21 protein-coding genes are annotated in these 26140 nt (G+C 44.0%); 9 read left to right on the top strand and 12 right to left on the bottom strand.

Features of this window, described 5'->3' with window-relative positions:
* Positions 1-125: 125 nt before the first annotated feature.
* The gene (locus AC04Q4_RS14080) at positions 126-1919 is read left to right on the top strand and encodes a flavin reductase (protein ID WP_173755887.1); all 1794 of its coding nucleotides are present in this window, start codon (positions 126-128) and stop codon (positions 1917-1919) included.
* Positions 1920-2048: 129 nt separating this feature from the next.
* On the opposite strand, the gene AC04Q4_RS14075 is transcribed toward AC04Q4_RS14080, so the two are convergent.
* Positions 2049-3179, bottom strand: a complete 1131-nt coding sequence (locus AC04Q4_RS14075) for a glycerate kinase family protein (RefSeq protein WP_173737964.1) — start codon at positions 3177-3179, stop codon at positions 2049-2051.
* A gap of 261 nt (positions 3180-3440) precedes the next feature.
* Between AC04Q4_RS14075 and AC04Q4_RS14070 the strand changes: the two genes are divergently transcribed.
* The gene (locus tag AC04Q4_RS14070; protein WP_476389171.1) at positions 3441-4604 is read left to right on the top strand and encodes a sugar diacid recognition domain-containing protein; all 1164 of its coding nucleotides are present in this window, start codon (positions 3441-3443) and stop codon (positions 4602-4604) included.
* Positions 4605-4623: 19 nt separating this feature from the next.
* On the opposite strand, the gene AC04Q4_RS14065 is transcribed toward AC04Q4_RS14070, so the two are convergent.
* Positions 4624-4893: an acylphosphatase gene (locus tag AC04Q4_RS14065; RefSeq protein ID WP_119239247.1), complete on the bottom strand. Its 270-nt coding sequence runs from the start codon at positions 4891-4893 to the stop codon at positions 4624-4626.
* A gap of 285 nt (positions 4894-5178) precedes the next feature.
* Between AC04Q4_RS14065 and AC04Q4_RS14060 the strand changes: the two genes are divergently transcribed.
* A complete protein-coding gene (locus AC04Q4_RS14060) occupies positions 5179-5697 on the top strand; it encodes a nitroreductase family protein (protein ID WP_476389170.1) in 519 nt (172 codons plus the stop codon).
* Between the two features lie 139 nt (positions 5698-5836).
* Here the strand turns inward: AC04Q4_RS14060 and AC04Q4_RS14055 are convergent, their stop codons facing one another.
* The 4 genes from AC04Q4_RS14055 to AC04Q4_RS14040 form a co-directional block, all read right to left on the bottom strand.
* The gene (locus tag AC04Q4_RS14055) at positions 5837-6748 is read right to left on the bottom strand and encodes a LysR family transcriptional regulator (protein ID WP_173737967.1); all 912 of its coding nucleotides are present in this window, start codon (positions 6746-6748) and stop codon (positions 5837-5839) included.
* A gap of 41 nt (positions 6749-6789) precedes the next feature.
* Positions 6790-7743 carry an SH3 domain-containing protein gene (locus AC04Q4_RS14050; RefSeq protein ID WP_243251412.1) on the bottom strand — a complete coding sequence of 318 codons (954 nt, stop codon included), beginning with the start codon at positions 7741-7743 and terminating at the stop codon, positions 6790-6792.
* A gap of 176 nt (positions 7744-7919) precedes the next feature.
* A complete protein-coding gene (locus AC04Q4_RS14045) occupies positions 7920-9083 on the bottom strand; it encodes an RNA-guided endonuclease TnpB family protein (RefSeq protein WP_476389169.1) in 1164 nt (387 codons plus the stop codon).
* A complete protein-coding gene (locus tag AC04Q4_RS14040; RefSeq protein WP_476389217.1) occupies positions 9031-9690 on the bottom strand; it encodes an IS607 family transposase in 660 nt (219 codons plus the stop codon). The genes AC04Q4_RS14045 and AC04Q4_RS14040 overlap by 53 nt, the downstream gene beginning before the upstream one ends.
* 545 nt (positions 9691-10235) lie before the next feature.
* Between AC04Q4_RS14040 and AC04Q4_RS14035 the strand changes: the two genes are divergently transcribed.
* A complete protein-coding gene (locus AC04Q4_RS14035) occupies positions 10236-11324 on the top strand; it encodes a DnaJ C-terminal domain-containing protein (protein ID WP_173755671.1) in 1089 nt (362 codons plus the stop codon).
* A 290-nt stretch (positions 11325-11614) separates the two neighbouring features.
* On the opposite strand, the gene AC04Q4_RS14030 is transcribed toward AC04Q4_RS14035, so the two are convergent.
* The 3 genes from AC04Q4_RS14030 to AC04Q4_RS14020 form a co-directional block, all read right to left on the bottom strand.
* Complete coding sequence (locus tag AC04Q4_RS14030; RefSeq protein ID WP_173739187.1) at positions 11615-12706, bottom strand: PTS sugar transporter subunit IIC; 1092 nt, start codon at positions 12704-12706, stop codon at positions 11615-11617.
* Between the two features lie 91 nt (positions 12707-12797).
* The gene (locus tag AC04Q4_RS14025) at positions 12798-13922 is read right to left on the bottom strand and encodes an aldo/keto reductase (RefSeq protein WP_195455503.1); all 1125 of its coding nucleotides are present in this window, start codon (positions 13920-13922) and stop codon (positions 12798-12800) included.
* 269 nt (positions 13923-14191) lie between these two features.
* Positions 14192-14323, bottom strand: coding sequence for a hypothetical protein (locus AC04Q4_RS14020; RefSeq protein ID WP_274602672.1), 132 nt, complete (start codon positions 14321-14323; stop codon positions 14192-14194).
* Positions 14324-14519: 196 nt separating this feature from the next.
* Between AC04Q4_RS14020 and AC04Q4_RS14015 the strand changes: the two genes are divergently transcribed.
* Entirely contained in the window at positions 14520-15365 is an 846-nt protein-coding gene (locus AC04Q4_RS14015; RefSeq protein WP_173739184.1) for an AraC family transcriptional regulator, read from the top strand.
* 79 nt (positions 15366-15444) lie between these two features.
* On the opposite strand, the gene AC04Q4_RS14010 is transcribed toward AC04Q4_RS14015, so the two are convergent.
* Complete coding sequence (locus AC04Q4_RS14010) at positions 15445-17076, bottom strand: glycoside hydrolase family 36 protein (RefSeq protein WP_195455502.1); 1632 nt, start codon at positions 17074-17076, stop codon at positions 15445-15447.
* 466 nt (positions 17077-17542) lie between these two features.
* Here AC04Q4_RS14010 and AC04Q4_RS14005 point away from each other — a divergent pair, with 466 nt between their 5' ends.
* The 4 genes from AC04Q4_RS14005 (at position 17543) to AC04Q4_RS13990 (ending at position 21260) form a co-directional block, all read left to right on the top strand.
* Positions 17543-17995, top strand: coding sequence for an Hsp20/alpha crystallin family protein (locus AC04Q4_RS14005; RefSeq protein ID WP_173739182.1), 453 nt, complete (start codon positions 17543-17545; stop codon positions 17993-17995).
* Between the two features lie 330 nt (positions 17996-18325).
* On the top strand, positions 18326-18970 hold the full coding sequence (locus tag AC04Q4_RS14000; RefSeq protein WP_173739098.1) for a phosphoribosyltransferase: 645 nt from the start codon (positions 18326-18328) through the stop codon (positions 18968-18970).
* A gap of 291 nt (positions 18971-19261) precedes the next feature.
* Complete coding sequence (locus tag AC04Q4_RS13995) at positions 19262-20470, top strand: DUF4317 family protein (RefSeq protein WP_476389168.1); 1209 nt, start codon at positions 19262-19264, stop codon at positions 20468-20470.
* Entirely contained in the window at positions 20463-21260 is a 798-nt protein-coding gene (locus AC04Q4_RS13990; RefSeq protein ID WP_207741282.1) for an HAD family hydrolase, read from the top strand. Before AC04Q4_RS13995 ends, AC04Q4_RS13990 begins: the two co-directional genes overlap by 8 nt.
* Positions 21261-21391: 131 nt before the next feature.
* Here AC04Q4_RS13990 and AC04Q4_RS13985 read toward each other — a convergent pair whose 3' ends face one another.
* Both AC04Q4_RS13985 and mfd read right to left on the bottom strand, forming a co-directional pair.
* Entirely contained in the window at positions 21392-22702 is a 1311-nt protein-coding gene (locus tag AC04Q4_RS13985) for a peptidylprolyl isomerase (RefSeq protein WP_476389167.1), read from the bottom strand.
* 108 nt (positions 22703-22810) lie between these two features.
* The gene (gene mfd, locus AC04Q4_RS13980; RefSeq protein WP_476389166.1) at positions 22811-26137 is read right to left on the bottom strand and encodes a transcription-repair coupling factor; all 3327 of its coding nucleotides are present in this window, start codon (positions 26135-26137) and stop codon (positions 22811-22813) included.
* Positions 26138-26140: the final 3 nt, after the last annotated feature.

Raw genomic sequence — 26140 nt, 5'->3', positions numbered from 1 at the left:
TTCCATATTTTGTTGTATTTGCAACAGAATTATTATGGTAAATCTGTTATATTTTTATCAAAGTTAAGGACAAACAAAACAGCCACTCACATAAATCCACCATAGAAAGAAAAGAGGTATTGCTCATGAAAATCACAGATACTATCAAATATGTAGGCGTAAACGATCACCAGATTGACCTTTTCGAAGGCCAGTACAAAGTTCCAAACGGTATGTCCTACAACTCCTACGTGATCCTGGACGAAAAAACTGCTGTCATGGATACAGTAGATGCCAATTTTACCCACGAATGGCTTGATAACATCCAGCAGGTTCTGGGTGATCGCAAACCGGATTATCTTATTGTCCAGCACATGGAACCGGACCACGCAGCCAACATCGCAAACTTCATGAAAGCTTATCCGGACACCACAATTGTTTCCAACAAAAAAGCATTCGGCATGATGCAGAACTTCTTTGACCTGGATCTGGAAGGCCAGAAAATTATAGTAGATAACGGTGGAAGCCTTTCCCTTGGCAAGCATAACCTGACCTTCGTGTTTGCACCAATGGTACACTGGCCGGAGGTTATGGTCACATATGACAGCACAGAAAAGGTACTTTTTTCCGCAGACGGATTCGGAAAATTCGGTGCTCTTGACGTTGAGGAGCCATGGGATGATGAGGCAAGAAGATATTACATCGGCATCGTAGGAAAATACGGCGTGCAGGTTCAGAACCTTCTTAAAATAGCTGCAACTCTGGATATCCAGACTATCTGCCCGCTCCACGGCCCGGTACTCAATGAAAACCTTGGCCACTACATCAGTCTCTATGATACCTGGTCTTCCTACACACCGGAGGATGACGGAATCGTGATTGCCTACACTTCCGTATACGGCCACACAAAAACCGCAGTTTTGCAGCTTGCCGACAAATTCCGCAGCAAAGGATGTCCAAATGTCCTTGTCTACGACCTTGCAAGAGATGACATGTCCCAGGCACTAAGTGATGCTTTCCGCTACTCCAAGCTGGTACTGGCAACAACCACTTACAATGCAAGCATTTATCCGTTTATGAATGATTTTATCACCAGACTTGTGGAGCACAATTTCCAGAACCGTACAGTCGGACTTATTGAAAACGGAACCTGGGCACCGCTTGCAGCCAAAGTTATGAAGGAAATGCTTTCCAAATGCAAAAAGATCAACTGGCTGAACACCACCGTCAAGATCATGTCTGCTGTAAACGAGGAGAACCGTAAACAGATAGAAGCAATGGCTGACGAGCTCTGCCAGGAGTACATTGCCAAAAGCGATGATCTTGCAAATAAGAATGATATGACTGCACTGTTCCGCATCGGCTACGGCCTCTATGTGGTGACATCCAATGACGGCAAAAAAGACAACGGTCTCATCGTCAACACGGTTACACAGCTCACAGACAATCCGTACCGCGTTGCTGTCAATATCAACAAAGCCAACTATTCCCATCATGTGATCCAGCAGACTGGTATCATGAATGTAAACTGCCTGTCTGTGGATGCTCCGTTCTCTGTTTTTGAACAGTTCGGATTCCAGTCCGGCAGAAGCGTGGATAAATTTGCTGGCCAGAAAGTGAACCACTCTGACAATGGACTTGTGTTCCTGGATAAATATATCAACGCATTTATGTCCCTGAAGGTAGAGAATTATGTGGATCTTGGCACTCACGGAATGTTCATCTGCAGCGTAACTGAAGCCCGCGTTATGAGCGATCAGGAAACCATGACTTACACCTACTATCAGAAACACGTAAAACCGCAGCCACAGACCGAAGGCAAAAAAGGCTGGGTATGCAAAGTCTGCGGATATATTTACGAAGGCGATGAACTTCCGGAAGATATCATCTGCCCACTGTGTAAGCACGGAGCTGTGGATTTTGAGCCGATCGAAGGATAAAACAAAATCCTTCCAAACTGATTCTATCAGGTTACAACTCCCTTGTTTTTACAAATTATAAACCGCAAAAAGACAGGTTGCACAATGTGATCAATATCACAGCGAACCTGTCTTTTCTGCGTTTCCATATTATTTCATCAATCGGATAACCTGCTCCACAGTATCTGCCATATTCTGCTTTGCATTTTCATTTTTCATGGCTTCTTCCAGTGTTACCACACCGCGGAGGATTGGGAAGAAGGCATCAATTCCCGCATCATTGCATGCTCTTGCATCACGCTGTACTGCACCTGCAAAAGCAATGACCTTTTTGCCATGCTTCTTTGCAAGCTTTGCAACACCTACAGGTGCTTTTCCCATAGCTGTCTGTCCGTCCATTCGCCCTTCACCTGTGATCACAAGATCCGCGTCCTTGATATACTCTTCAAGTTTTGTCTCATCAAGAACAATATTGATTCCTGATTCCAGAACTGCATCTGTAAATGTAAGGAAAGCGAATCCCATTCCACCGGCAGCTCCTGTTCCCGGATATTTGGGATCTGCTTTCGGGAAACGGTCTTTTGCAAGCTCTGCATATGCACCGAGCCACTGGTCCATATCTTTGATCATCTCCGGTGTCGCACCTTTCTGCGGACCGTAAATAGCACTGCAGCCAAGCTCTCCGCAAAGCGGATTTGTTACGTCGCAGGCAACGCGGAATTTACATTCTGCAAGCTCCGGAATCACATAGGCATCTGTGATCTCTGCAATGTCTTTGAGGCCACGGGCTCCTGGAAGAACCTGTTTTCCGTCTTTATCAAGGAATGCATAGCCAAGTGCCTGAAGCATTCCCACACCGCCGTCATTTGTAGCACTTCCGCCGATACCTACAATAAATCTGCGGCAGCCTTTTTCGATAGCATCCTTGATAACCTCACCTACACCGTAAGTTGTGGTGTAAAGAGGGTTTCTCTTCTCATCCGGAACCTGTGTGATTCCTGCGGCTCCTGCCATCTCGATAACTGCTGTTTTTGTGCTCTCGATAATTCCATACTCACAGATCACCGGCTCACCAAGAGGTCCTGTAACTTTAACATGCTCTGTTTTTCCGTTCATTCCTGCAACAAGAGCCTCCACAGTACCCTCACCACCATCTGCCAGCGGTCTTACCTGAACCTCTGCGTTGGCATCCACGCGATGGATTCCCTCTGCTGCTGCAAAACCTGCTTCCATGGATGTCATGCTTCCTTTAAAAGAATCGATTGCTGTAACTACCTTCATTATTTATTCCTCCTGTGAGATTTTTTCCATAAAACAGACTTCTCATTCCCTGCCCGCGCTTCACATCAGCAGTGAGCGAATGTCTATTTGCATTCAACCTTTTTTCTGTTCTTATCATAATAAATTCGGAAATAAATGTATATGTTATATATGCTATATTCTTTATATATTTCTATATTTTATTGTTATATATAACATAACAAAATTGAAGTTTTGAACTCCATATGATATACTTTCCAAAAGAAATCAAGGAGGTTCCCTATGATCACACACATCAGCCATACCCTCGCCCAGCAGATCGTCAACACCATTAAAGACGTCTGCAGCTATGATATCAATTTCATCAATCCCTCCGGCACTATTATCGCCAGTACCAATTCTGCCCGAATCGGAACCTTTCATGAAATCGGACGAAAGGCTGCTGCCACGGGCGTTACAATCGAAGTGGCTGAATCCGAAAATTTTACCGGGACACGGCAGGGAATCAATATGCCCCTTTATCATGAGAACAACCTTCTCGCCGTGATCGGTATCACCGGCTCACCGGAAAAAGTGCGCAAATATGCTTTTCTGGCCCAGCGCATTACCAGCCTTCTGATCCGTGAGCAGGAACTGAACCAGTACAGCCAGCATCAGGCAGATAAGAAGCATTTTGTCATCAGTTCCCTGCTCCATGGCGATTCCCAGAACCCGGAATATCTTCTGAAATGTCTCAGAGAATTTCAGATTGATCCCGACACACCCAAGCGGCTGATCCTGATACGGATATATTCCGATACAGTGCATTCCGCACAGGCCCGCTCTACTGAAAATGCATCTGTTGATGTAAAAACGAATACTGATTTTTCCCTTCCAGAGCATCATATTCGAAATCTTTTCATAGATACAGGAATCACGCTGTACACCTTTCGCTACCCGGGCGATTACCTGGCTGTCGCAGACAGTTCCCGTTTCTCTGAGATCTCCGGGAAGCTGCGCCGTTTTACTGAAAAGCATAGCGATACTCTGTCCATTGCAGTGGGAAAATCTGTGCCTCTGCATCAGCTCAGTATTTCTCTGACAACGGCTGAAACTGCCCTTCGCAGTCTGCAGTTTCCAGCAGCCGGCAATGACACTGACGAAAGCATAATAGAACATTACGTACTGTTTGACAATCTCACTCTGGAAATCATTCTTTCCTCTGTATCACCGGAAGACCGTAAAGAATTTGCCGGAAAAACTATACTCCACCTCTCTGACAACGAAAAAGAACTTCTTCGCACCTATTTTTCCCTGGAAATGTCACTGGCCGACACTGCGGAAAAGCTTTTTCTCCATAAAAATACTCTCCAATATAAATTAAACCACATTTATAAAAAATGTGGTCTTAATCCCCGGAAATTCCGGGACGCTGTTCTGTTGTACCTGGCATTGGAGATGGAGTAAGTCCTCTGATCCTCCAATATCACCTTATCCGGAAACTACTCTCCTTCTCCAGCGGGATTTCCTTAGACTCGATTCCTTCGATCTCCACATAATTCTGCTGGGAAAGCCTCTCAACCATCTCCCGGATCTCCTCTCTGGTTCCCTGAACCTCCATCTCCACGCGATCATCCCAAAGATTCCGCACCCATCCGGTCACTCCCATATCCTGCGCGATATAAAAAGAGCGGTAACGAAATCCAACTCCCTGAACTCTTCCTGAAAAGTAAAAATGTTTTCGAATTTTTTCCATCTGACACCTCATATTCTTCTGTCACGTATATTCCGTCTCAATCTCCACCCAACATATCCCGGCATCACAGCTGTCCACCGGAATACTCTACGTTAATTGAATAAAAGCATTCGCTACGCAACTCTACATCGAATAACCTGCTTTGCAGTTTATTCGATTATATAATACTCTGCCTTAAGTTGTAAAGTTATAACTACTTGGAAATCAGACTTATCTACGCTATAATAATTCCATCAGATTACTATAGCAATTTCAGAAATTGCAATTATTCAGGAGGTAAATATTATGAACGAAAGCATCAAAAATCTTCTGGAGCGCAGAAGTATCCGCGCTTATAAGAAGGACCTTGTTCCTCAGGAAACTCTGGATCTGATCCTGACAGCCGGTGAATATTCCCCAAGCGGTATGGGACAGCAGAGCACTCTTATGGTCGTAACACAGGACCCTGACCTCGTAGCAAAGCTTTCCAAAATGAACGCTGCTGTCATGGGCAGCAAAGCTGATCCATTCTACGGTGCTCCGACCGTGATCATTGTTTTCTCAGACAGCAAAATGGGTACATGTGTTGAGAACGGCAGCCTTGTAATGGGAAATCTTATGAACGCGGCTCATGCACTTGATGTTGATTCCTGCTGGATCCACCGCGCAAGAGAAGTTTTTGATTCCGAAGAAGGAAAAGAGCTTAAGAAACAGTGGGGCGTTCCGGAAGAGTATGTTGGCATCGGCCACTGTGTTCTGGGATACCGTGACTGCGAGTATCCGGATGCAAAGCCTCGTAAAGAGGAATTTGTGATCCGCGTTTAATCCAACCGCTTTCCAAGTCAGGCGGATATTCACTCTTTGTCTGATCCAATCGAACATAACAAAAAAATCTGGCAGAACAGCCCTTATCATACGTGTCATTACGTATCCGGTAACAATTCTGCCAGATTTTTATTTTCACTTATTTCAACGCCTTATCCTTATATTTTGAGATCTCCTCGAGATATTTTTTTCCAAGGGCACTGATATTAACACCTTTTCTTGCGATATAGCCAATAGTCATGATCTCATCAGAATCCAGTTTCACAGCACAGTAATCAGAACCGTTGAGATCCTCGCAGATAATTCCTGAACACAGCGTGTAACCGTTAAGTCCTACCATCAGATTCAGCATAGTCGCTCTGTCATCTGCTTTGATCAGACGTTTATATTCGTAAGTACTTAAAACCTCCTCTGCAAAATAAAAGGAATTATTTCCTCCCTGTTCAAAAGACAGACAAGGATATTCTTTCAGTTCTTCCAGAGTTATCATCTCTCGTTTTGCCAGCGGATGGCCTTTCCACATATAAACATAGATGCTACAATTCAGAAGCTCGTGAAACTCCAGGCCATATTCATGAAACATCTTCGTCAGAACCTTTCGGTTGAAATCATTGACGTAAAGAATTCCGATCTCACTTTTAAAATCACGTACATCTTCGATCACCTGATAGGTCTTTGTCTCATGAACTGCGAATTCATATTCATCCATTCCAAACTGCTTCACCAGCTCCACAAAAGCATTCACTGCAAATGTATAGTGCTGCATGGAAACACTGAACTTCTTTCGTGATTGCTCCTTGGAAATATATTTGGCTTCCATCAGTTTATACTGTTCAACCACCTGTCTCGCATATCCCAGAAATTCTTCCCCTGCCGGTGTCACTGCAATTCCTCTGTTTGTTCTCCGGAATATCTCAACCCCAGTCTCTGCTTCCAGTTCCCTGATTGCTGTGGAAAGACTGGGCTGGGAAATATAAAGGCTTTTAGCTGCCTCATTCATAGAGCCTGCTTTTGCGATCTCAATCGTATATCTAAGCTGTGCCAGCGTCATCTGTCAACCTCCCTGCTGCCATGTTTGGTAATTTACGCTTATTATTTAAGGTAATTCTTATCTACATATCCTTCTTTTCCAAGTTTCGGAACGTATACATACCAGTAAGTACTGTCTTTTTTCTCAATGATCTCCACCTGATCGCCTGTATTTAACTGTGCAATCTCATTATTTTTGTCATAGGCTTTCGCATTCCGCAATGCTAGATAGCCTTTTTCCACCTGGACGGTCATTGTCGGATACGTAACTTCTGAACCACCGGTGATATAGTTTTTGTCCACATATCCTGTTTTATCAAGCAGCGGAGAATACACATACCAGTAATTGCTGTCGCTGGTATCCTTCACCTGTACCGTGTCACCTGTATTTAACTGCCCAATCTCATTGCTGTCATTGTAAGCCGGTTTATTACGAAGAGCCAGATAACCCTTCTCAACCTTCACTGTCCACAGACCGCTGTTATAAATGTATCGGTTATCCACATATCCGCATTTATCAAGTTTCGGAGAATATACATACCAGTAAGTAGAATCACTGCTATCTTTTACAAGGACAGTATCACCTGTGTTCAGACGGCCGATCTCATTACTGTCATTATAGGCTGCTGTGTTTCTAAGAGCCAGATAACCGCTTTTTACTTTTACAGTCCAGGAATCATTGGATGTGGATTCACTTTCCACCGCTTTGATATAATTCCTGTCCACATATCCGGACTTATCAAGCTTCGGCGAATATGCGTACCAGTAAGTAGAATCCTTCCTGTCTGTAACCTCAACCAGATCTCCGGTATTCAGCTGGCCAATCTCATTGCTCTTGTCAAAAGCTTTCTCACTTCGAAGAGCCAGATAACCACTCTTTACATTCACCTGAAAAGTCGTTCCTGCTGCTGCGTGTGTCCTCTGTGTTGTCATCATAAATGCCGTCGCAAAAATAAATACAAAAAGTGCCAGGCATTTCACTGTTTTTATGAATGACAGATAAGTTTTTTTCTCCATAGACATGCCGTTACTGAAAACTTATAAAAAGTTATAAACTTCTATGTTTCATTCCTACTTCAACGAGTATGCTTTTGATGATATAAATATCTATCTACTCACAAGTTCTTGTACTCTCCATAGGCGTAAAATTCCGGATTAACGTACCCGTACATATTTGCACTAACGTTTTAGTGTTAGCTTGCAAATCTTTCTCCATAAGCCTTGAGATTTATAGATGCCTGAAAATCTCTATCAATGACATTTCCACAATCACATTTATAAATTCTGTCAGACAATTTCAGGTCTTTTTTAATATTTCCACAACAACTGCAAAGCTTTGATGATGGATAAAACCGATCAGTCACAATAAGCTGAATCCCTTTATCGCTGCACTTGTGTTCAAGCTGCTTTCTAAACTCAAAAAAGCCCTGATTCTGAACTGCTTTTGATAAATGTCTATTTTTCATCATTCCACTAACATTCAAATCTTCAATACAAATAAATCTTGGTTTTCGATTTACAATTTCAGATGTAGTCTGATTCAAATAGTTCTTACGGATATTTGTTAATCTGTGATTTCGTTTTAATAAAAGTTTTTCCTTTTTGATTACATTATTTGTTTTGCAGTAACTTTCTCCTTTCTTATTTTTCTCGTAAGAGCGAGAGATACTACGCTGTAATCTGCGTTTCTGTTTTTCTAGTTTCTTTACTTTCTGACTTTTATTGATGTTCTTATACTTAGCTCCATCAGAGCAAATAGCCAGATCTTTGATTCCTAGATCTATACCAATTCCATCATCATTAAGTTTTTCTATGCAATCAGGCAATTCCACACATACGCTGATCCACCAGTTCAATCCGTCAAAGGATATTCGCGGATTCATATATTTAGCATCTGTAGGAATACGACCATGCTCTGCAAGTCTTACCCAATTTAGTTTTTGTTTATTTCTTTTCCTGCTCGAAGAAAATCCTTCAAACTTAACATGAGTATTGCTGAATTGTATCTTAATATTATCCTGATAGAACTTCGGCATTGATCTCTTTTTTGACTTGAATCTTGGGAATTTCTGCAAACCTTTGAAAAAGTTCTTATAAGCAGTGCAGGCATCTTTGATTGCCTGTTTGGTTACATTATTTGAAATACTCAATAACCATGCGTATTCATCAGAATGTCTAAGCTTTGTAAATTCTTTTCTGAGTTCTGCATCTGAAATGAATTTTCCGCCTTTTTCATAGTTTTCTATTTCCCTTGCCAAAGCCCAGTTATAAGCAAATCTTGAAGCACCTGCGTACTGAAACATCTTAGTTTTCTGTACATTGTTTGGTATCAACATTGCTTTTATGGCTTTTACCATCTACTTCCTCCTGTATCAGTTCCCGGATAAGTTTCTTAACTTTATTCGCTCGTTTTCCTTGTAATTTGCAACTGAATACTGTGATTATCTGAACCAGATCTTCAACAAGTTCCTGCTGTTCGGATTTTTCAGTATTATCAATAATCTCAATCTCACAATTATAAAGCGAAGCGATATATTCTATCAATTCAAAACCAAATTGCAATAGCCGGTCTTTATATAAAACAACAACCTTTTCAACCTTATTTTGAGATATTCGCCTGATCAATTCCTGGAGTCCTTTTTTCTTATAATCAATTCCGGAACCGATATCACTTATTATCTCAAATGGCTGTCCTTTTGCCAGAAGATATGTCTTAACATTATCAATCTGTCGTTCCAGATCATCTTTCTGTTTATGGCTGGAAACGCGACAATATCCAATTGTAATGCGATTTTTAGGCTTTACATTTATTACCTGGTTGAGTTGCTCGTCAGAATAATATCTATAGCCGCTTACTGTAGTATGATGCGGATGAAGTTTTCCATTGGCATCCCAATTTCGTAATGTCTGGGCGGATACGCCTATAATTTTTGAAAATTCATGTATAGAATAATATTTACTCAAAGCATCTACTCCTTTCAATAATATTCTACTCTAATATCTTATAAAACTCAACATGTACTTATATGATTTTATAATTTATATTTAACTGTTAATAACCTCCTGTTTCTTTGTCAGCAAAGCAAATATCTGTATATTCTTCTGCTCTGCTGCATGTTTGATAAACGCAATTCCCCGGCAATATGATATTTTTTCTGCTGATAAGCTGATCTGTTCTTACCGATCAGATATCTGCCGGGATTTTATGTCAGTATTATATCATATTTCCTGTAAAAATCTGTAAGAATCATATATCTGTAATGAGTCCGAATTGGACTTATATCGGGACAGAGGGTTGACATTTCATGTTTTAGGTGTTATATTCTATATAGAACAACTGGGAGAGAACTTTTTTATCAAACCAGTTTTACCGAAGATTTTGAAGTTATCCCCCGGGAATTATTCCCGGGGAATTTTGTACGCAGATGCAGCAATTCAGAGATTATATTTTACAGGATTTTGAACTGCTGCGCACAGACAGCATAATTATGTAAGGGAAGGTGAATACCATGTCAGCAAAAAGAGATTATTACGACGTTCTGGGCATTGACCGGAACGCAGATGAGAAAACAATAAAAAAAGCATACCGTAAACTGGCCAAAAAATATCATCCTGATACCAACGCCGGAAATGCGGACGCAGCAGATAAATTTAAAGAAGTAAATGAGGCCTATGATGTCTTAAGCGATCCTAAGAAAAAGAAAATGTACGATCAGTTCGGCCACGCTGCTTTTGAAGCCGGAGCCGATCCGGGCGCAGGTGCAGGCGGCTTCAGCGGATTTCACGGTGGAACCAATGGCGGATATCAGGAATTTCATTTTAATGGTGAAGATATGGATGATATTTTCGGAGATATCTTCGGAAATATGTTCCATGGCAGCCATAGCGGAAGCAGCGGTTTTGGCGGCAGCAACAGAAGTTATTCCCATTTCGGCGGAGGCAGCGGATTCCACAGCAGCAGCGGTTTTGGCAGCAATGGATTTGGTGGCAGCGGTTTCGGCGGATTCCATCAGCAGGATTTTGCACAGAAGGGCTCTGATGTGAAGGCCAGCATCAACGTAACTTTCGATGAGGCAGCTTTTGGTGCAGACAAGCGAATTTCCCTGTCCGGTCCGGATGGAAGTTCCGGCACACCGCAGACACTTCAGGTTCACATTCCAGCAGGTATTGACACCGGCAAGAGCATCCGTCTTAAGGGAAAAGGAATGCCAGGAACTGGCGGTGGAGAACCTGGTGATCTGCTTTTGAAAGTTACAGTTGGCACTCGTCCCGGATATGAGCGGAAAGGCTCTGACGTTTATACTACCATTTCCATTCCGTATACAACAGCTGTATTTGGCGGTGAGGCTACTGTTCCTACTCTTTACGGAAATGTGATCTGCAAGATCCGTGAAGGCATGCAGTCCGGCTCCAAAATCCGTCTGAGAGGAAAAGGTATCGTCTCCATGAAAAATCCGGGAGTTCGCGGCGACCAGTACGTAACCATCCAGATCCAGGTTCCGCAGAATCTGAATTATACTGCAAAAGAGAAGCTTCATGAATATGCCAAGGCCTGCGGCCTGGAAAAAAGTAACGCAAGCAGCTCACATGTAGCGTAAGATTTTTTCGCATCTCATTATTAAGAAATCCATGCCAGTCAGAAAATTTATACGGACGTTATAATATACGTAAAGTAATGTAATCCACTACATTACGCAGCTTTACTTATTAGATGTTTCTGCAAGTTTCTCTGGTTGGCATATATTCCTTCTCCAATAAAAAAGAGTATCACATCACTCATACTGCCATAAAACAACTACTAACATTCCGCTTCATTCATCAAACGGGTATTCGCAGTTGCATTTGGTTAAGTATAAGATCCTGTGATACTCTTTTTTTCAAAACTCTTTTATGACAATGTCATATCTCCATCCTTCACCCATCCAAGCTTACGCACAAACATATTGATGAGTGGGCAGAGGACTGCCGGAAGAATGAAGGAGATCAGGATAAGACCTGCCCAGTCCATTCCTGTGACCGCAGTCTTGGTTCCTGCTGCAATATCATTCATCCATCCTGTATACACACCGATCTGTCCTACAAAACCACAGGTTCCCATTCCTGAAGAAACTGCTGTTCCATTCATCTGCAGTTTAAACAGACAGGTTGCGATCGGGCCTGTGATCGCGGATGTAACGATCGGCGCGATCCAGATTCTTGGATTTCTGACGATATTTCCCATCTGGAGCATGGAGGTTCCAATTCCCTGAGAAACCAGTCCGCCCCATTTATTCTCTTTAAAGGACATCACTGCAAAACCAACCATCTGCGCACAGCAGCCTGCTACTGCAGCACCGCCAGCCAGACCGGTAAGTCCCAGAGCTGCGCAGATCGCAGCAGAGGAAATCGGCAGTGTCAGTGCAATTCCCACAAATACGGAAACCAGGATTCCCATAAAGAATGGCTGCAGGTCAGTTGCCCACATGATCACGCTTCCCACTTTCATGGCAGCTTTTCCAAGGGCAGGTGCCCACCATGCGGAAAGCCCTACACCTACACCGATGGTAACAAGCGGTGTCACAAGGATATCGATCTTCGTCTCCTTGGAAACTGCCTTACCGATCTCAGCTGCAACAATGGCAACAAAAAGTACTGCCAGAGGGCCGCCTGCTCCGCCAAGTGCGTTGGAGGCAAAACCAACCGTGATCAATGAAAACAGTACCAACGGCGGACAATGCAGTGCATAACCGATGGCTACTGCCATTGCAGGGCCACTCATGGCTGATGCCAGAGAACCGACTGTGTATTGGGTGTCATTGACTGTGGCAACCGCCATAGTCAGAAACGGAATGTGGAACTGTGTGCCAATAGTGTTTATGATCGTACCGATCAGCAGAGAACAGAAAAGTCCCTGTGCCATGGCTCCCAGTGCATCGATACCGTATCTCTTCAGGGAGATCTCGATATCCTTCCGCTTCAGAAATGCTTTGAATTTTTCCATTTTTAACTCTCCTTACCCTGATCCGTTTCCCGTCGGATCAGTTGTTTTATTACTGCCGATTTCGCAGGATCTTATCTGCCGGCAGTAACCTTTACTTGCAAAAAGTCTCGCTGACTTTCTCCAGTTCCTCACGGATGGAGATATGCTGCGGACAGACTTCCTCGCACTGTCCGCATTTCACGCACTCGTCTGCGCGCTTTCTGCCGTGGCTGCTTACCAGCCATTCTTCCTGATGAGCTGCAGCAGCCTTGTTTCCGTACAGTGTCAGATAATTCATTGCTGTGAAAGATCCGGAAATCCCGATCTCCATCGGACAGACTTTTGCACAGTAGTTACAGGTTGTACATGGAATCAGAGGAATTTTACTCATAGCAGCTCTTGCCTTGTCGATGGTTTCTTTCTCGCTGTCAGTAAGACCGTTAAAATCTTTCATAAAGGAAAGGTTATCTTCCATCTGTGCAATGTTACTCATTCCGGAAAGTACAGTGATCACGCCTTCCAGATCAGCTGCAAAACGAATCGCCCAGGACGCTGTAGATGCTTCCGGCTCTGCTGCCTTTAAGATCTTCTCAACGGATTCCGGCGGAGTTGCAAGCATGCCGCCTTTTACAGGCTCCATGATAATGACCGGCTTGCCATGCTTTCTGGCTACTTCGTAGCAGGCTCTTGACTGGATTGCCGGATTCTCCCAGTCTGCATAGTTGATCTGAAGCTGTACAAACTCCATCTCAGGATGTGCAGTAAGAATTGCCTCCAGTTCTTCCGGTGTGGAGTGGAAAGAAAATCCTGCATGTTTGATCAGGCCGGCTTCTTTCTGCTCGCGGATCCAGTCCCATAAACCGTAATCATCGAAAAATTTTGTTCTGTGCTCTCCAAGATTATGGAGAAGATAAAAATCAAAATATCCGGCTTTTGTTCTCTCAAGGGATGTCTTAAACTGTGCAAGAGCTTCATTTCTTGTCTTGCAGTTGATCCATGCAGCCATCTTGGTTGCCAGCTGATATTTTTCTCTCGGATAACGTTCTACCAGGGCTTCGCGAATGGCATCCTCGCTGCCTGCATAAGCCCATGCTGTATCAAAATATGTGAATCCGGCTTCCAGAAATTTATCTACCATTACCTTAGTCTGCTCCACATCGATCACGCCTTCGGATTTCTGCGGCAGTCTCATAAGACCAAAACCCAGTTTTTTGATTTCTTCACCTAAATATGCCATATTTTTTTCTCCTTTCTTATTCCATTCCGGAAAATTTTTCATATTATTATATCATCTGCTATATCGTCTGGTAAGCAATATTCCAGACATTGATATCTCCCGGACGGTTATATTTTACTACAGGAAAAAACTGCGTCTCTTCTATTATAATGGTATTTTCTTCAGCAGTAAACCTTTTTCTTTTACAAGTGTCAAGACAGTAGCGTTCTTGTGTCTGTAAACAAAAAAGCAGCTGCCGCACTTTTCTAACACGACAACTGCCTTTTGTTTTACTGCTTCTGCATCTGTTTATCCTCTTTCCCATAAAGAAACGACCTTGCCACCGTCCGGTTGAAAAACTCGATCAGCGGTCCCATAAAAAATGCAGTGACAAGGGTTCCCGCCCCTACAACCGCACCCATAAAAAATCCCGGCAAAAGTCATAAGGATTCTTTTTACTGTTAATGAATTCATTTTTATTCTTTACACCTCTGATCAAATATTTTACACTGATGGTATCGAACTTCAGGAATGCTGTCAAAGCAGAGAATGCTGATCTGCTTTCAGCCTCTAAACATGTAAAAGTTACATTATATTATATGGAAAGGCAGGATAAACATGGAAGATAAGCAGGTCATGAACCGGAAAACTTCATCAAAAGAACTTCATCTGATTTCCTGCGGCTGGGAAAAATGTACGCCGGATCAGTCCTACGGCCCAGGGGTGCGCCGCTATTATACCGTACATTTTGTTCTGAAAGGACAGGGCTATTTCTACATCAATAACCGGAAATATACCCTGAAAGCCGGACAGTGCTTCTTTATCCCGCCAGTTGTCAGCACGCTTTATAAAGCGGAGCCTTCTGATCCCTGGACCTATACCTGGATCTGTTTTAACGGTGAAAATGCTGCCGCACTTTCCGAACACTGCCATCTCACCCTGGAAAATCCGGTTCAGCAGCTTACTTCTATAATTCCCTATGCGGAGACGATCTGTGAAATGATGACCCATCCCCAGCTGACACCTTCCAACGAAGCTTATATCCAGAGCAGTCTTTACCGAATCATCGCCATGCTGGAGGAAGAATTTCATGCTTCCTACACCACCATGGAATCCAACGATAATTTTTACATCGCCCAGGCTGTGGATTACATCAAAAAAAGTCCGTTTCTGGATATCACAGTGACAGATGTCGCAGACTACCTCCACATCAGCCGCAGTCATCTTTACGGACTTTTCAAAAAACATCTGGGTACTACCCCACAGGCTTTCCTGACCTCTGCCAAAATCATCGCTGCCAGAGATTTCCTGACCGTTACGGATATCCCCATTGCAAATATTGCAGTTTCCTGTGGATATCAGAATCCTTTTGCCTTCTCACGTGCCTTCAAAAAAGAAACCGGCATGACTCCTAAGGAATACAGGCAGAAATACAGACATGCCGAGGATCTTCTGAACTGCTAGAGGCAGTATTTCCGGCAGCCAGATCTTATAAAAATACTGCTTCGATCTGCTGCCGGTAATTACTACATAATGCTGTGCCTTACGGAACAACCACCTTCGCATTATAGTATTCTACAGTCGCATCCATGGTCGGACCTTCATCATCGTACCAGTCATAAGTAACAGTCTCGCCGTTTTCTCCCCAGATTTCCGGACAATCTGTTTCCTCCCAGTCAAGCGGAACAAAATGCTCTTTCTGTTCAGATGCGATCAACATGATCTGGTGCAGTTCCTCGAATTCTTCCGGATTCAGTGCACCAGGCATTGCAGATACGAAAAGAGGTGTGCCGCTCTTTGCCAGAAGATCTGCCCACTGGAGGTTTTTATCCCACGGGATCTTTCCGAAAATTCCCACGCAGTCTGCATCAATATGATAGAAAGTATTATGCTGTGGAAGACGGAATGCCAGTGTGTTCACTCCCATACGTTTTGTGCGCTCCCAAATGCGGCCGCTTGTGTCATCACCCGTTCTGTTCAGGTGCATCAGGCCCGCTCCAAGATGGCCGATGGTATTGCATCCGATGATTATGGCATTGTTGCTGCGGGAAGCGTCATACACTTCCTGATAAAGCATTTTTACGATCTCTGCGCTTGTTTTACCCTGGTCATAAAAATGCCATTTCTCCATTGTGTTATCTCTTAAATTCGCCTCAAACCCCCATTTTCCAAAGAGATCAAAGGTGGAGAAATCGTGCTTGATCAGTGTAAATCCCCAGTCGCAGATACGTTCAATATCTTTGCGGATATAGGCAAGTGCATCCGGATGGGACGGGTCCAGGCAGTCATTATAGGAAATTCTCCACTCATCCGGGATCGCTTCGTCCTCATTGAGAAGCAGACGTACCCAGATTCCGGGACGGACACCTTTTTCCACCAGCTTCTGTGCAAGACCTTTCATATCCGGGAATTTGGAGTTTCCTTTTGTCCAGGGACCACCGTTATACTCATCAAGACGGTGATGCTCCTGCCAGCAGTCATCAATAACCATAAACGGAGGATTCTTCACTCCTTCTGTCAGTTTCAGGATGTAATCTGTGTCACTTAAAATCTCCTCTTCTGAACTGTCGCCGTAAGCGTAGTACCAGTTGTTGCTTCCATATACAGGAAATTCCGGAAAAATCGGATCTGTGCACATCCTTCTGCAGAATTCCTGCGCTGTCTCAAAAGAGCCTGCGTTCTGTGATTCCATACATACGATCTGCGCTGCACGAAGTTTTCTTCCTTTTAACTGTACTCCTGCATTTCCGCAGCGCACGTCCAGAAACAGAGTGATTCCCTTCGTGTCAGCCTGCCAGTAGCACATCGCTGACGGACGTACTTTCACGCCGAAGCAAAGGATCTTCTCAGAAAGCTTTGCCAGAAAATACCATGGAAGATAACGGTTTCCGCTCATTCCATGCCATTCCATATCTCCATATGTACGTTCCCAGGCGTCGCCAAAAAATCTTGCAGATTTCGGGATCTTGTAATTCCATCTCAGCTTTACACATTTCACAGCATCTTCAGATGTAACAAATATATCCTCATGTCCACCTGCATCTTCAAACTCTACCGTTGTGCTGCCAGCTGTCACAGCGGACCTGCCACCCTGACATACCAGCCTTTCCTCTTCTGTCTCTACTGTCACATAATCCGGAGCACCAAGCTTAAATTCTAAATACTTTTCCTGCATTCTCTCTTCCTCCTGATATTCCTATATTCTTAAATCACATGTTATTTTATAAGCTTTATTATATTGATTTTTCTGTTTTTTTCTATGCTTTCAGGTTTCTATAACATTGCAGAATGTTCACTTCTTTTCTTTAACCGGAGCAAGTATATCAATTCCCCTGCAGAATTGCAAATATTCGCCTGATTGCTATATATACTCAAGGTATTGCATTTCTTATCCTATTATAAGTCCATTATGCTCTAATTGTGAATAATTTGTGAAATTAGCACTCGAGTCTTGACATGGCTAGTAATGTATGTTATATTACACATAGAACAAAGGAAGAGATAAAAAAAGAGCTTCCGGATGTTCCAAAGAACAAATCAATCACCGCAACGGATAACCCGTTGTGGTAAATATATACCGACAACAGTTGGATCTCTTGATCCACCGGAACGGCGTTTCAATTTGAAAGGAGAAATGACTTATGATGTTCCCGAGTGTATTTGGAGAAAACTTATTTGATGACTGGATGAATGATTTTGGATTCAACGATAACTTATTCAGCAGCAAGAATCCACTTTACGGCAAACATGCTAAGAATATTATGAAGACCGATGTACGTGAGACAGACAAGGGATATGAACTGGATGTTGATCTTCCTGGATTTAAGAAAGACGAAGTACAGGTACAGCTGAAAGATGGATACCTTACCATCTCCGCAGCGAAAGGCCTTGATAAAGATGAACAGGATAAGAAAGGCAACTACATCCGCCGCGAGCGTTACGCAGGAAGTTCCAGCAGAAGCTTCTATGTCGGCAGCGGCGTAAAGAACGAAGATGTACATGCGAAATTTGAGAATGGTGTTCTGAGACTTTCTCTTCCTAAGAAAGCAGCTGAAGAGATTGAAGCAGATAAATACATCTCTATTGAAGGATAAATGATAGCAATTACTCACTTTCACAGGAGGAAGGGAATCCACAGAGATTCCCTTCCTCCTCTTTTTATATTCTAATCCAGGCAAATTTCTTACTACTTATCGCTCATCTCCTAACTCTGTTAAATATTGTTAAACGATTCATAATATCGGGTATTTTTTAACAAACTCAGCTGTATTTCATAATATTTTTTTGTATATTTTGCAGTATATTATTCCATTTATTTGAAATTAATGGTATAATATGCACATTAAAAAATCTGTTTCGTAATCCTTCAGGAGATTTTTTCTGAACAACCACGCTAAACAAGATCATGACAGGAGGGTTTTATTATGGATCAGGACAAAATCATAAAAATTTATGCACGCAGTGACAACCAGATTCAGCTGAAAATGATACCGGGACATTTCGTAACTTCCCAGTCCCATATTACACATTATCTGGATCTCACAACCATGAAATCCAGATGCTCAGAAGCACGGCGCATTGCCTCTTCTCTGGCTGCCAATTACGAAGCATCCATACCAGTAGATACCATCGTCTGCATGGACGGACTGGAAGTAGTAGGAGCCTATCTCGCCGAAGAACTGACCAAAGCCGGCGTGCTCTCCATGAACGCCCATCAGACCATCTACGTTATCACTCCGGAATTCAACAGCACCGGACAGATGATCTTCCGCGACAACTACGAACCAATGATCAACGGCAAGAACATCCTGATCCTCAACGGATCCATCACCACCGGCTCCACATTAAACCGCGCCATCGAAAGCGTTTTATACTACGGCGGCAAGATCCGCGGTGTAGCAGCCATCTACAGCAGCGTAGACAGCGTAGCCTCTCTCCCTGTACACTCCATCTTCCAGTCCAGAGACATCCCAGACTACCACTCATATCGCTCCGACAGCTGCCCAATGTGCAAAAACCGTCAGAAGATCGATGCCATTGTCAGCAGTTATGGATATTCTATGCTGTAATACCATCATATCAAAACTCTAAAACAACCACCTAAAAGGAAGCCCTGTCTCACCACAAGGGCTTCCTTTTCACCTCACTCAACTCCTCCTCTCAGAATTCCTGTCATCCAGCGCAACACCTATGGCCCATCACCCTTCCGTCCACCTTGCCCCAACCAAACACCTGTGCTATAATAATCAGAACTAACTGAAACCACAGAAAACGGATATCCACATTCCGCTCTGTTACATGATCCTAAATGCAATCGTTCCCCGATATGCATTTAACCAAAAATCCGAGGTAAACCACACATGAACAAAAAAGAAATCGCAGAAATCAAGAAACAGTTCACCCCCGACCGCTGCTCGATCACACGTATCTGCGGCTGTTATGTAGACGGAGAAAAAAACAAAAAAACCGAACTCAAAGAAGCTTTCCTCTCCTTATCAGAGGAAGAAATGTTCAAATACTTTGACATCTTCCGCAAAACTCTCACAGGCACAGTTGGCAAGAATCTCATCAACATGGAATTCCCCCTGGAACAGGAAGCCGAAGGCGGAACCCAGAACTTCCTTATGAAACTCCGTAAAAGCCAGCTCACAGACGATGCCCTTACAGAAGCCTTCTACGATAAGATCATCGAGAACTACGACTACGGCGAAAACTATTACATCATTCTCATTCATGCAGTCTACGATATCCCGGGCAAATCCTCCGACGGAGCCGAAATGTTCGATGCATCCGATGAGATCTACGACCACATCCTCTGCAGCATCTGCCCTGTAAAGCTCTCCAAGGCAGGCCTTCACTATAACGCAGAGACCAACAATATCGAAGACCGTATCCGCGACTGGCTGGTAGAAATGCCTGACTGGGGATTTCTTTTCCCACAGTTCAATGACCGCAGTACAGATATTCACGGTATGCTCTACTACACAAAAAATGCTGAAGAACTCCGCTCCACAATGATGGATGAAGTTTTTGGCTGCACCACACCGCTTTCTGCCGGAAACCAGCGTGACTCCTTCAACGCCCTGGTAGAAGAAACCCTTGGTGATGACTGCGCATATGACACAGTCCTTGAGATCCACGAGAAACTTAACGATCTCATCGAATCCCAGAAGGATGAACCGGAACCAGTTGTTCTCACTAAATCCGAAGTGAAACGCCTCTTTGAAGAATGCGGCGTGGAAGACGACAAGCTTCAGAACTTTGATGAACAGTATGAACTGGCTGCAGGAGAAAAATCTTCCCTGGTAGCCTCCAACATCACCAACACCCGAAAATTCGAGATTAAAACCCCTGACGTTGTGATCCACGTAGCACCAGACCGTGCAGACCTGGTAGAAACCCGCATCATTGCCGGACGCAAATGCCTGGTCATCCCTATGGAAAGCGAGGTAGAACTTAACGGCATCCGTGTAAGTGCCCTAAACCTATCTGACAATACAGATAGTACCCAGGAGGAACTTCTTCCTGCCAGTGATAACGAAGAGGAACAAGGAGACCATTATGAATAATAAAAAAATCTTATTCTTTGACATAGACGGCACGCTGCTCACCCCACACCCGTTCAAGGTTCCTAAAAGTACAAAGCTTGCCCTCACCAAAGCTCACGAAAACGGGCATTTCCTTTTCATCAACACCGGCCGTACCAAAGCCATGATGCCACCGGAAATCGCAGACCTTCCATTTGATGGCTATGTATACGGCTGCGGCACACACATCTACATGGATAATAAGCTGCTCTACTTCCGCACAGTTCCAAATCTGCTGTGTAAGGAAACCGTAGATCTTCTCCGTAAATGCAGGATCGAGGCACTATTTGAATCCAACACTGCGATCCTGTTTGACGGGGCTTCCCCTGCCCAGTCTGAATTCGGTGCAAAAATGCGCAGAGAGATTCCTATGGTTGATATCACCAAATTCAGCCGTGAAGATGCCTGCACTTACTCCTATGACAAGTTTCTGGTGCACATGCTTCCAGATTCCGATATAGAAAAATTCCGCAGCTTCTGCAACGACCATTACACTTATTTTGACCATGGAGATGGCATCTGGGAAGTAACTCAGAAGGGAAACAGCAAAGCTACCGGAATGGAATTTCTTCTTGAACGTTTCTCTATTCCAAAAGAAAACAGCTATGCATTCGGAGACAGTCCCAACGATCTCCCCATGCTAAAAGCAGCCGGAGTCAGTGTTGCCATGGGAAATTCCTACGGCGGAATTGAGAAAGACTGTACTTACCAGACAAGTGCTGTAGACAAAGATGGTATTTACAACGCGCTGGAGCATCTGAGCCTGATTTAAGCAGACAAATATTGATATTTTGTTCGTGAACTTAATCATTTAAAGCATATTTACAAAAACGGTCAGTGTACTATAAATCGTACACTGACCGTTCTGCATATTATCTTCGTATATACTTTATATTCTATTACTTATTTCTCAGCTTCCGGTGTTGCTGTTGCCTCTGCCTCAGCATTCTCGTCTGCAGACTCATCCTCAGCTGCATCTGTGCTGTCTTTCTCTGCGTCCTCAGCCGCTGGTGTTTCAGTTGCTTCAGCTTCCTCAGTTGTGTCCGCTGCCGGTGTCTCTGTAGCCTCCAGTGTTTCTGTTACATCTGCTTCCGTGGAATCTGCTGTATCCTCAGCCTCCGGTGTTGCTGTTGCATCAGGATCCGGTGTAGGAGTTGGAGTCTGGATCGTAAAGCTGTGATTATCTGTGATCTTAATCTTCTTGATCAGCTTAGACTCTTCTTTGATATCTGCTTTCTTTACCCAGCCATCTGTTGTATCGTTGTAAAAATCATCCTTCTTGGTGCTTGTCAGAGATTCTTTCTTGCTGTCAGTTGCATTCTCATCATCCTTGGAATCCAGTCTTACTACATACCAGATGGAATCTGTCTTGATGATCTCTGAATTGAGTTCTCCCTCTTCCAGTTTACGGAGAGCATTACGTACATCGTCCGGATAAGCATCTCCATTTGCCGCACTGTCATCTCCCTCTTCGTAAGTCGGACAGGTACCGGAAGTAGCTGTCATATCTGTAGAGATCTCATCACCAAGTGTGCTGAAATCTGCTGTAGGATCCTCTTTTACTTTGTCAAAGAACTTCTGGATATTCTCCTTATTTGTCTTAATATCATCATCTGTAAGATTATCTCCGCTGACTCTTACACTTGCATAGCTGAAAGCCATCTGCTGATATTCTTTCTCATCCAGCTTGATGTCTGCAGTAGCCTCAATAGCCTCCTTCATCTTCACATCGTATGTCTCAAGCTCCAGGAAAGTCTTTACCATATCCTCATCAACAGCAAGCTCTGCAATAGTCTCCTCACTGTTGGCTGCAATAAAGTTCTTCGCAGCTTCCTCAAGGGCTTTCTGCTCATCATCTGTGATCTCCACATCATACTCAGAAGCACGCTCTTTCTCCAGGCACATCTTCTCAATAGACTCAACAGTTGTTGTCACTGCATTCTCACCGTAAGTCTCATCAGAATCATCACCCATCTTGGTACTCCAGATAGACATGTCATCTCCACCACCAAGGTACATCTTATACATAGCCTCAGCCTGTGCCTGCTGCATACGTGCCGCAAGACTTACAACTCCAAGAGGGATCTCCTGTTTATTGACAGTCACTGCTGTTTTGGTGCCATCAAGTTTTTTATTTCCGCAGCCAGTCATCATTCCTGCCGCTGTAACACAGACAAGAACTGTAACTGCCGCTTTTTTTGCTGAATTTTTCATTTCTTCCTCCATCTATCCCGTCCATAAAAACAACTGTCCGGCATTCATTCCATAATATCTGATTATAAACGTTTTTACCCACAAGAGCAAGGAATTTCTAATGACTCTTTATTCCAGTGGCTCTGCCAGTTTCGCAAGCTCTCCTGCAAATTTCATCAATTCTTCGATCAGTCGTCCCTGTGGAGTCAGGATAAACTTTGGCTCCTGGTCTGCCTTAAACTGCAGCCCTCTTCTGTACTGAGCCATGATTGCCGGGATTCCCACAGGATCAAGCTTTGCTTTTTCATAAAGCGTGATCCGCACATCTTTTCCAAGCTGCTTGATCTCTGTCACATAACCCTGGTGTGCAAGTGCTTTCAGTCTTGCAATGGCAAGAAGGTTCAGAACTGCTTTTCCAGGCTCACCAAAGCGATCGATCAGCTCTTCCAGCATATCATCGTATTCCTGCTGACTTTCGATACCTGCAATACGCTTGTAGATATCCAGCTTCTGGAACTCATTACTGATGTAGGAATCCGGGATAAAAGCATCAATATTCAGATCAATGGTCGTCTCAAAATCATCCATGGTCTGGATTCCCTTGGCCTCCTTAACAGCCTCACTGAGCATCTTGCAGTAAAGATCATAGCCCACTGCATTCATATGTCCGTGCTGCTGCGCCCCGAGAAGATTTCCCGCACCGCGGAGCTCCAGATCCTTCATTGCGATCTTAAAGCCGCTTCCAAGGTCAGAATATTCTCTCATGGCACTGAGACGTTTCTCCGCTGTTTCCTGGAGCATCTTGTTTTTCGTATACATCAGAAACGCATACGCAGTTCTGTTGGAACGTCCCACACGTCCGCGCAGCTGATAAAGCTGGGAAAGGCCGTATCTGTCAGAATCATGGATGATCATGGTATTTACATTGGAGATATCCAGTCCCGTCTCAATGATCGTTGTTGAAACCAGCACATCCACATCACCATTGATAAAATCATACATTACCTGTTCCAGCTCCCGCTGGCTCATCTGCCCGTGGGCAAAATCCACCCTAGCTTCCGGCACAAGTTTGGATATGCGAAGAGCTACCTCGGCAATATCATTAACACGGTTGTATACATAGTAGACCTGACCTCCACGGCGGAGTTCCCTGCGGATAGCCTCCCGGACAGTCTCCTCATCATATTCCATAACATAAGTCTGGATGGGCACACGATCCATAGGCGGTTCTTCCAAAACACTCATGTCACGGATACCGATCAGACTCATATGAAGCGTACGCGGGATCGGAGTCGCAGTCAGAGTCAGCACATCCACGTCTTTTTTCATCTGCTTGATCTTCTCTTTATGAGTCACACCGAAACGCTGCTCCTCATCAATGATCAGAAGTCCCAGATTCTTAAATTCCACATCCTTGGAAAGAACTCTGTGGGTACCGATCACAATGTCAACCTGGCCTTTTCTTATACCCTCGATAGTTTTTTTCTGCTGGGCAGACGTACGGAAACGACAGAGAAGATCCACCTTCACCGGGAACTCCTTCATACGCTGTACAAAGGTATTGTAATGCTGCTGGGCAAGAATAGTAGTAGGTACAAGATAAACAACCTGACGGCTCTCCTGCACAGCCTTAAAAGCTGCTCGCAGGGCAACCTCTGTTTTTCCGTAGCCAACATCGCCGCACACAAGACGGTCCATGATCTTTGTGCTTTCCATATCCCGCTTGGTGTCCTCGATCGCTGCCAGCTGATCCTCTGTCTCCTCGTAAGGGAACATTTCCTCAAACTCTCTCTGCCATACAGTATCAGGGCCACAGACATAACCTTCTTTTTCCTGGCGGACAGCGTAAAGCTCCACCAGCTCTTTTGCAATATTTTTGACAGCTCCTTTGACACGGCTCTTGGTCTTGTTCCACTCCTGCCCGCCCAGCTTGTTCAGCTTCGGTGTCTTCGCATTATCGGAAGAACCTGAGTATTTCTGCAGGGCATCCAGCTGGGTTGCCAGAATATAAAGATTGCTGCCACCGCGATATTCAATCTTGATATAGTCCTTAACAACACGGTCAACTTCTACTTTTTCGATACCACGGTAAATTCCAAGCCCATGTTTCTCATGGACAACAAGATCTCCAATAGAAAGCTCCGCAAAATCCTGAATACGGTTGCCGCTGTACTTTTTCTTTTTTTTGCGCTTCTTCTGCTCTTTGCCAAAAATATCTGTCTCTGTCATCACCGCGAATTTGATCAGCGGATACTGGAATCCACGTCTTGCATGGCCATAAACAACCATGATCTCACCGGGATTGATGATACGGCTGTAATCCTGGCTGTAAAAAACATTCAGCCCTTCCTCTGAGAGATCCTTTGCCAGACGCTCTGCCCTTGTCCTGGAACCGGAAAGCAGCGCAATCCGGTAGCCCTGGCTTTTATACTGTAGAAGATCTTTTACCAGAAGTTCAAAGCTGCTGTTATAGGAATCTACAGATTTCACAGTAAGATCAAATTCATCGGTAAATTTCCAGCCGGAACGTCTTGGTGAAAGGGAAGACACTGCAACGCAGTTCCGTTTGTTCAGTTTTTTCTGAACTTCCTGAAAACCGCAGAGCCACTGCTCCGGAAGATTAGCTTCACCTTTTTCTTCCCTGTGCATACGGCTCTGGCGATACTCCTCCTCCACACCCTCGCCATTCTCAGCCAGATGGTTTGGCTCATCCAGAAACAGCAAAGTTTTTTCCTCCGGAAAATAATCCAGAAAAGATACCATATCCTTACCGTCGTTTTTCTCCACAGCCGGATAAATGGTGATCTCATCTGCATTTTCCAGGGATCTCTGGCTCTCAGCATCAAAGCTTCGAATGGAATCAATCTCATCATCCCACAGCTCAATACGCCACGGATTTTCTTCTGTCAGCGGATAGATATCAATGATTCCTCCGCGGACCGAAAACTGTCCCGGAAGCTCCACCTGGCCAACACGCTCATATCCCAGCTCCACCAGATCAGCTTTCAGTTTTTCCAGATCGATCACACTGTCACTCTTAAAATGAAGAAGACTGCTGCGGATTTTTTCCAGAGGCATAAGAAAATCCATACATCCATCTATACTGGTGACAACTGTGACTTCCTCCTGCTCCAGAAGTGCGCGGATCACACGCATACGCTGGCGGATCAGCAAATTCCCGTGAATATCTGCCTGAAAAAACAGCAGATCCTTTGCCGGATAAAAATATACATTTTTGTCATAGAAACGGTAATCCTCATAGATCTCTTTTGCACTTCGTTCATCATCTGCAAGGATCAGATGACATGGAAAAAGCCCGGAAAGACCATACATCAGATGGACTTTCTGGGACTCCATACATCCTGAAATATTGAGGATTCCGCGATTTACGCTACAGCGCTTTTTTATTTCTTCAAACTCTGCAAGACCCTGCAGAGGCTGCAAAAATGCTTCCATACA

It is taken from the genome of Blautia sp. HA8986 (genome assembly GCF_056504635.1).
This window is presented reverse-complemented; position numbering and strand designations above follow the sequence as displayed.

What these genes read in the sequence shown, in the direction of transcription:
- AC04Q4_RS14080 (WP_173755887.1), top strand. Translation starts at nt 126, where the DNA reads ATGAAAATCACAGATACTATCAAATATGTAGGCGTAAACGATCACCAG.
- AC04Q4_RS14075 (WP_173737964.1), bottom strand. Translation starts at nt 3,179, where the DNA reads ATGAAGGTAGTTACAGCAATCGATTCTTTTAAAGGAAGCATGACATCC.
- AC04Q4_RS14070 (WP_476389171.1), top strand. Translation starts at nt 3,441, where the DNA reads ATGATCACACACATCAGCCATACCCTCGCCCAGCAGATCGTCAACACC.
- AC04Q4_RS14065 (WP_119239247.1), bottom strand. Translation starts at nt 4,893, where the DNA reads ATGGAAAAAATTCGAAAACATTTTTACTTTTCAGGAAGAGTTCAGGGA.
- AC04Q4_RS14060 (WP_476389170.1), top strand. Translation starts at nt 5,179, where the DNA reads ATGAACGAAAGCATCAAAAATCTTCTGGAGCGCAGAAGTATCCGCGCT.
- AC04Q4_RS14055 (WP_173737967.1), bottom strand. Translation starts at nt 6,748, where the DNA reads ATGACGCTGGCACAGCTTAGATATACGATTGAGATCGCAAAAGCAGGC.
- AC04Q4_RS14050 (WP_243251412.1), bottom strand. Translation starts at nt 7,743, where the DNA reads ATGGAGAAAAAAACTTATCTGTCATTCATAAAAACAGTGAAATGCCTG.
- AC04Q4_RS14045 (WP_476389169.1), bottom strand. Translation starts at nt 9,083, where the DNA reads ATGGTAAAAGCCATAAAAGCAATGTTGATACCAAACAATGTACAGAAA.
- AC04Q4_RS14035 (WP_173755671.1), top strand. Translation starts at nt 10,236, where the DNA reads ATGTCAGCAAAAAGAGATTATTACGACGTTCTGGGCATTGACCGGAAC.
- AC04Q4_RS14030 (WP_173739187.1), bottom strand. Translation starts at nt 12,706, where the DNA reads ATGGAAAAATTCAAAGCATTTCTGAAGCGGAAGGATATCGAGATCTCC.
- AC04Q4_RS14025 (WP_195455503.1), bottom strand. Translation starts at nt 13,922, where the DNA reads ATGGCATATTTAGGTGAAGAAATCAAAAAACTGGGTTTTGGTCTTATG.
- AC04Q4_RS14020 (WP_274602672.1), bottom strand. Translation starts at nt 14,323, where the DNA reads ATGGGTGCGGTTGTAGGGGCGGGAACCCTTGTCACTGCATTTTTTATG.
- AC04Q4_RS14015 (WP_173739184.1), top strand. Translation starts at nt 14,520, where the DNA reads ATGGAAGATAAGCAGGTCATGAACCGGAAAACTTCATCAAAAGAACTT.
- AC04Q4_RS14010 (WP_195455502.1), bottom strand. Translation starts at nt 17,076, where the DNA reads ATGCAGGAAAAGTATTTAGAATTTAAGCTTGGTGCTCCGGATTATGTG.
- AC04Q4_RS14005 (WP_173739182.1), top strand. Translation starts at nt 17,543, where the DNA reads ATGATGTTCCCGAGTGTATTTGGAGAAAACTTATTTGATGACTGGATG.
- AC04Q4_RS14000 (WP_173739098.1), top strand. Translation starts at nt 18,326, where the DNA reads ATGGATCAGGACAAAATCATAAAAATTTATGCACGCAGTGACAACCAG.
- AC04Q4_RS13995 (WP_476389168.1), top strand. Translation starts at nt 19,262, where the DNA reads ATGAACAAAAAAGAAATCGCAGAAATCAAGAAACAGTTCACCCCCGAC.
- AC04Q4_RS13990 (WP_207741282.1), top strand. Translation starts at nt 20,463, where the DNA reads ATGAATAATAAAAAAATCTTATTCTTTGACATAGACGGCACGCTGCTC.
- AC04Q4_RS13985 (WP_476389167.1), bottom strand. Translation starts at nt 22,702, where the DNA reads ATGAAAAATTCAGCAAAAAAAGCGGCAGTTACAGTTCTTGTCTGTGTT.
- mfd (WP_476389166.1), bottom strand. Translation starts at nt 26,137, where the DNA reads ATGGAAGCATTTTTGCAGCCTCTGCAGGGTCTTGCAGAGTTTGAAGAA.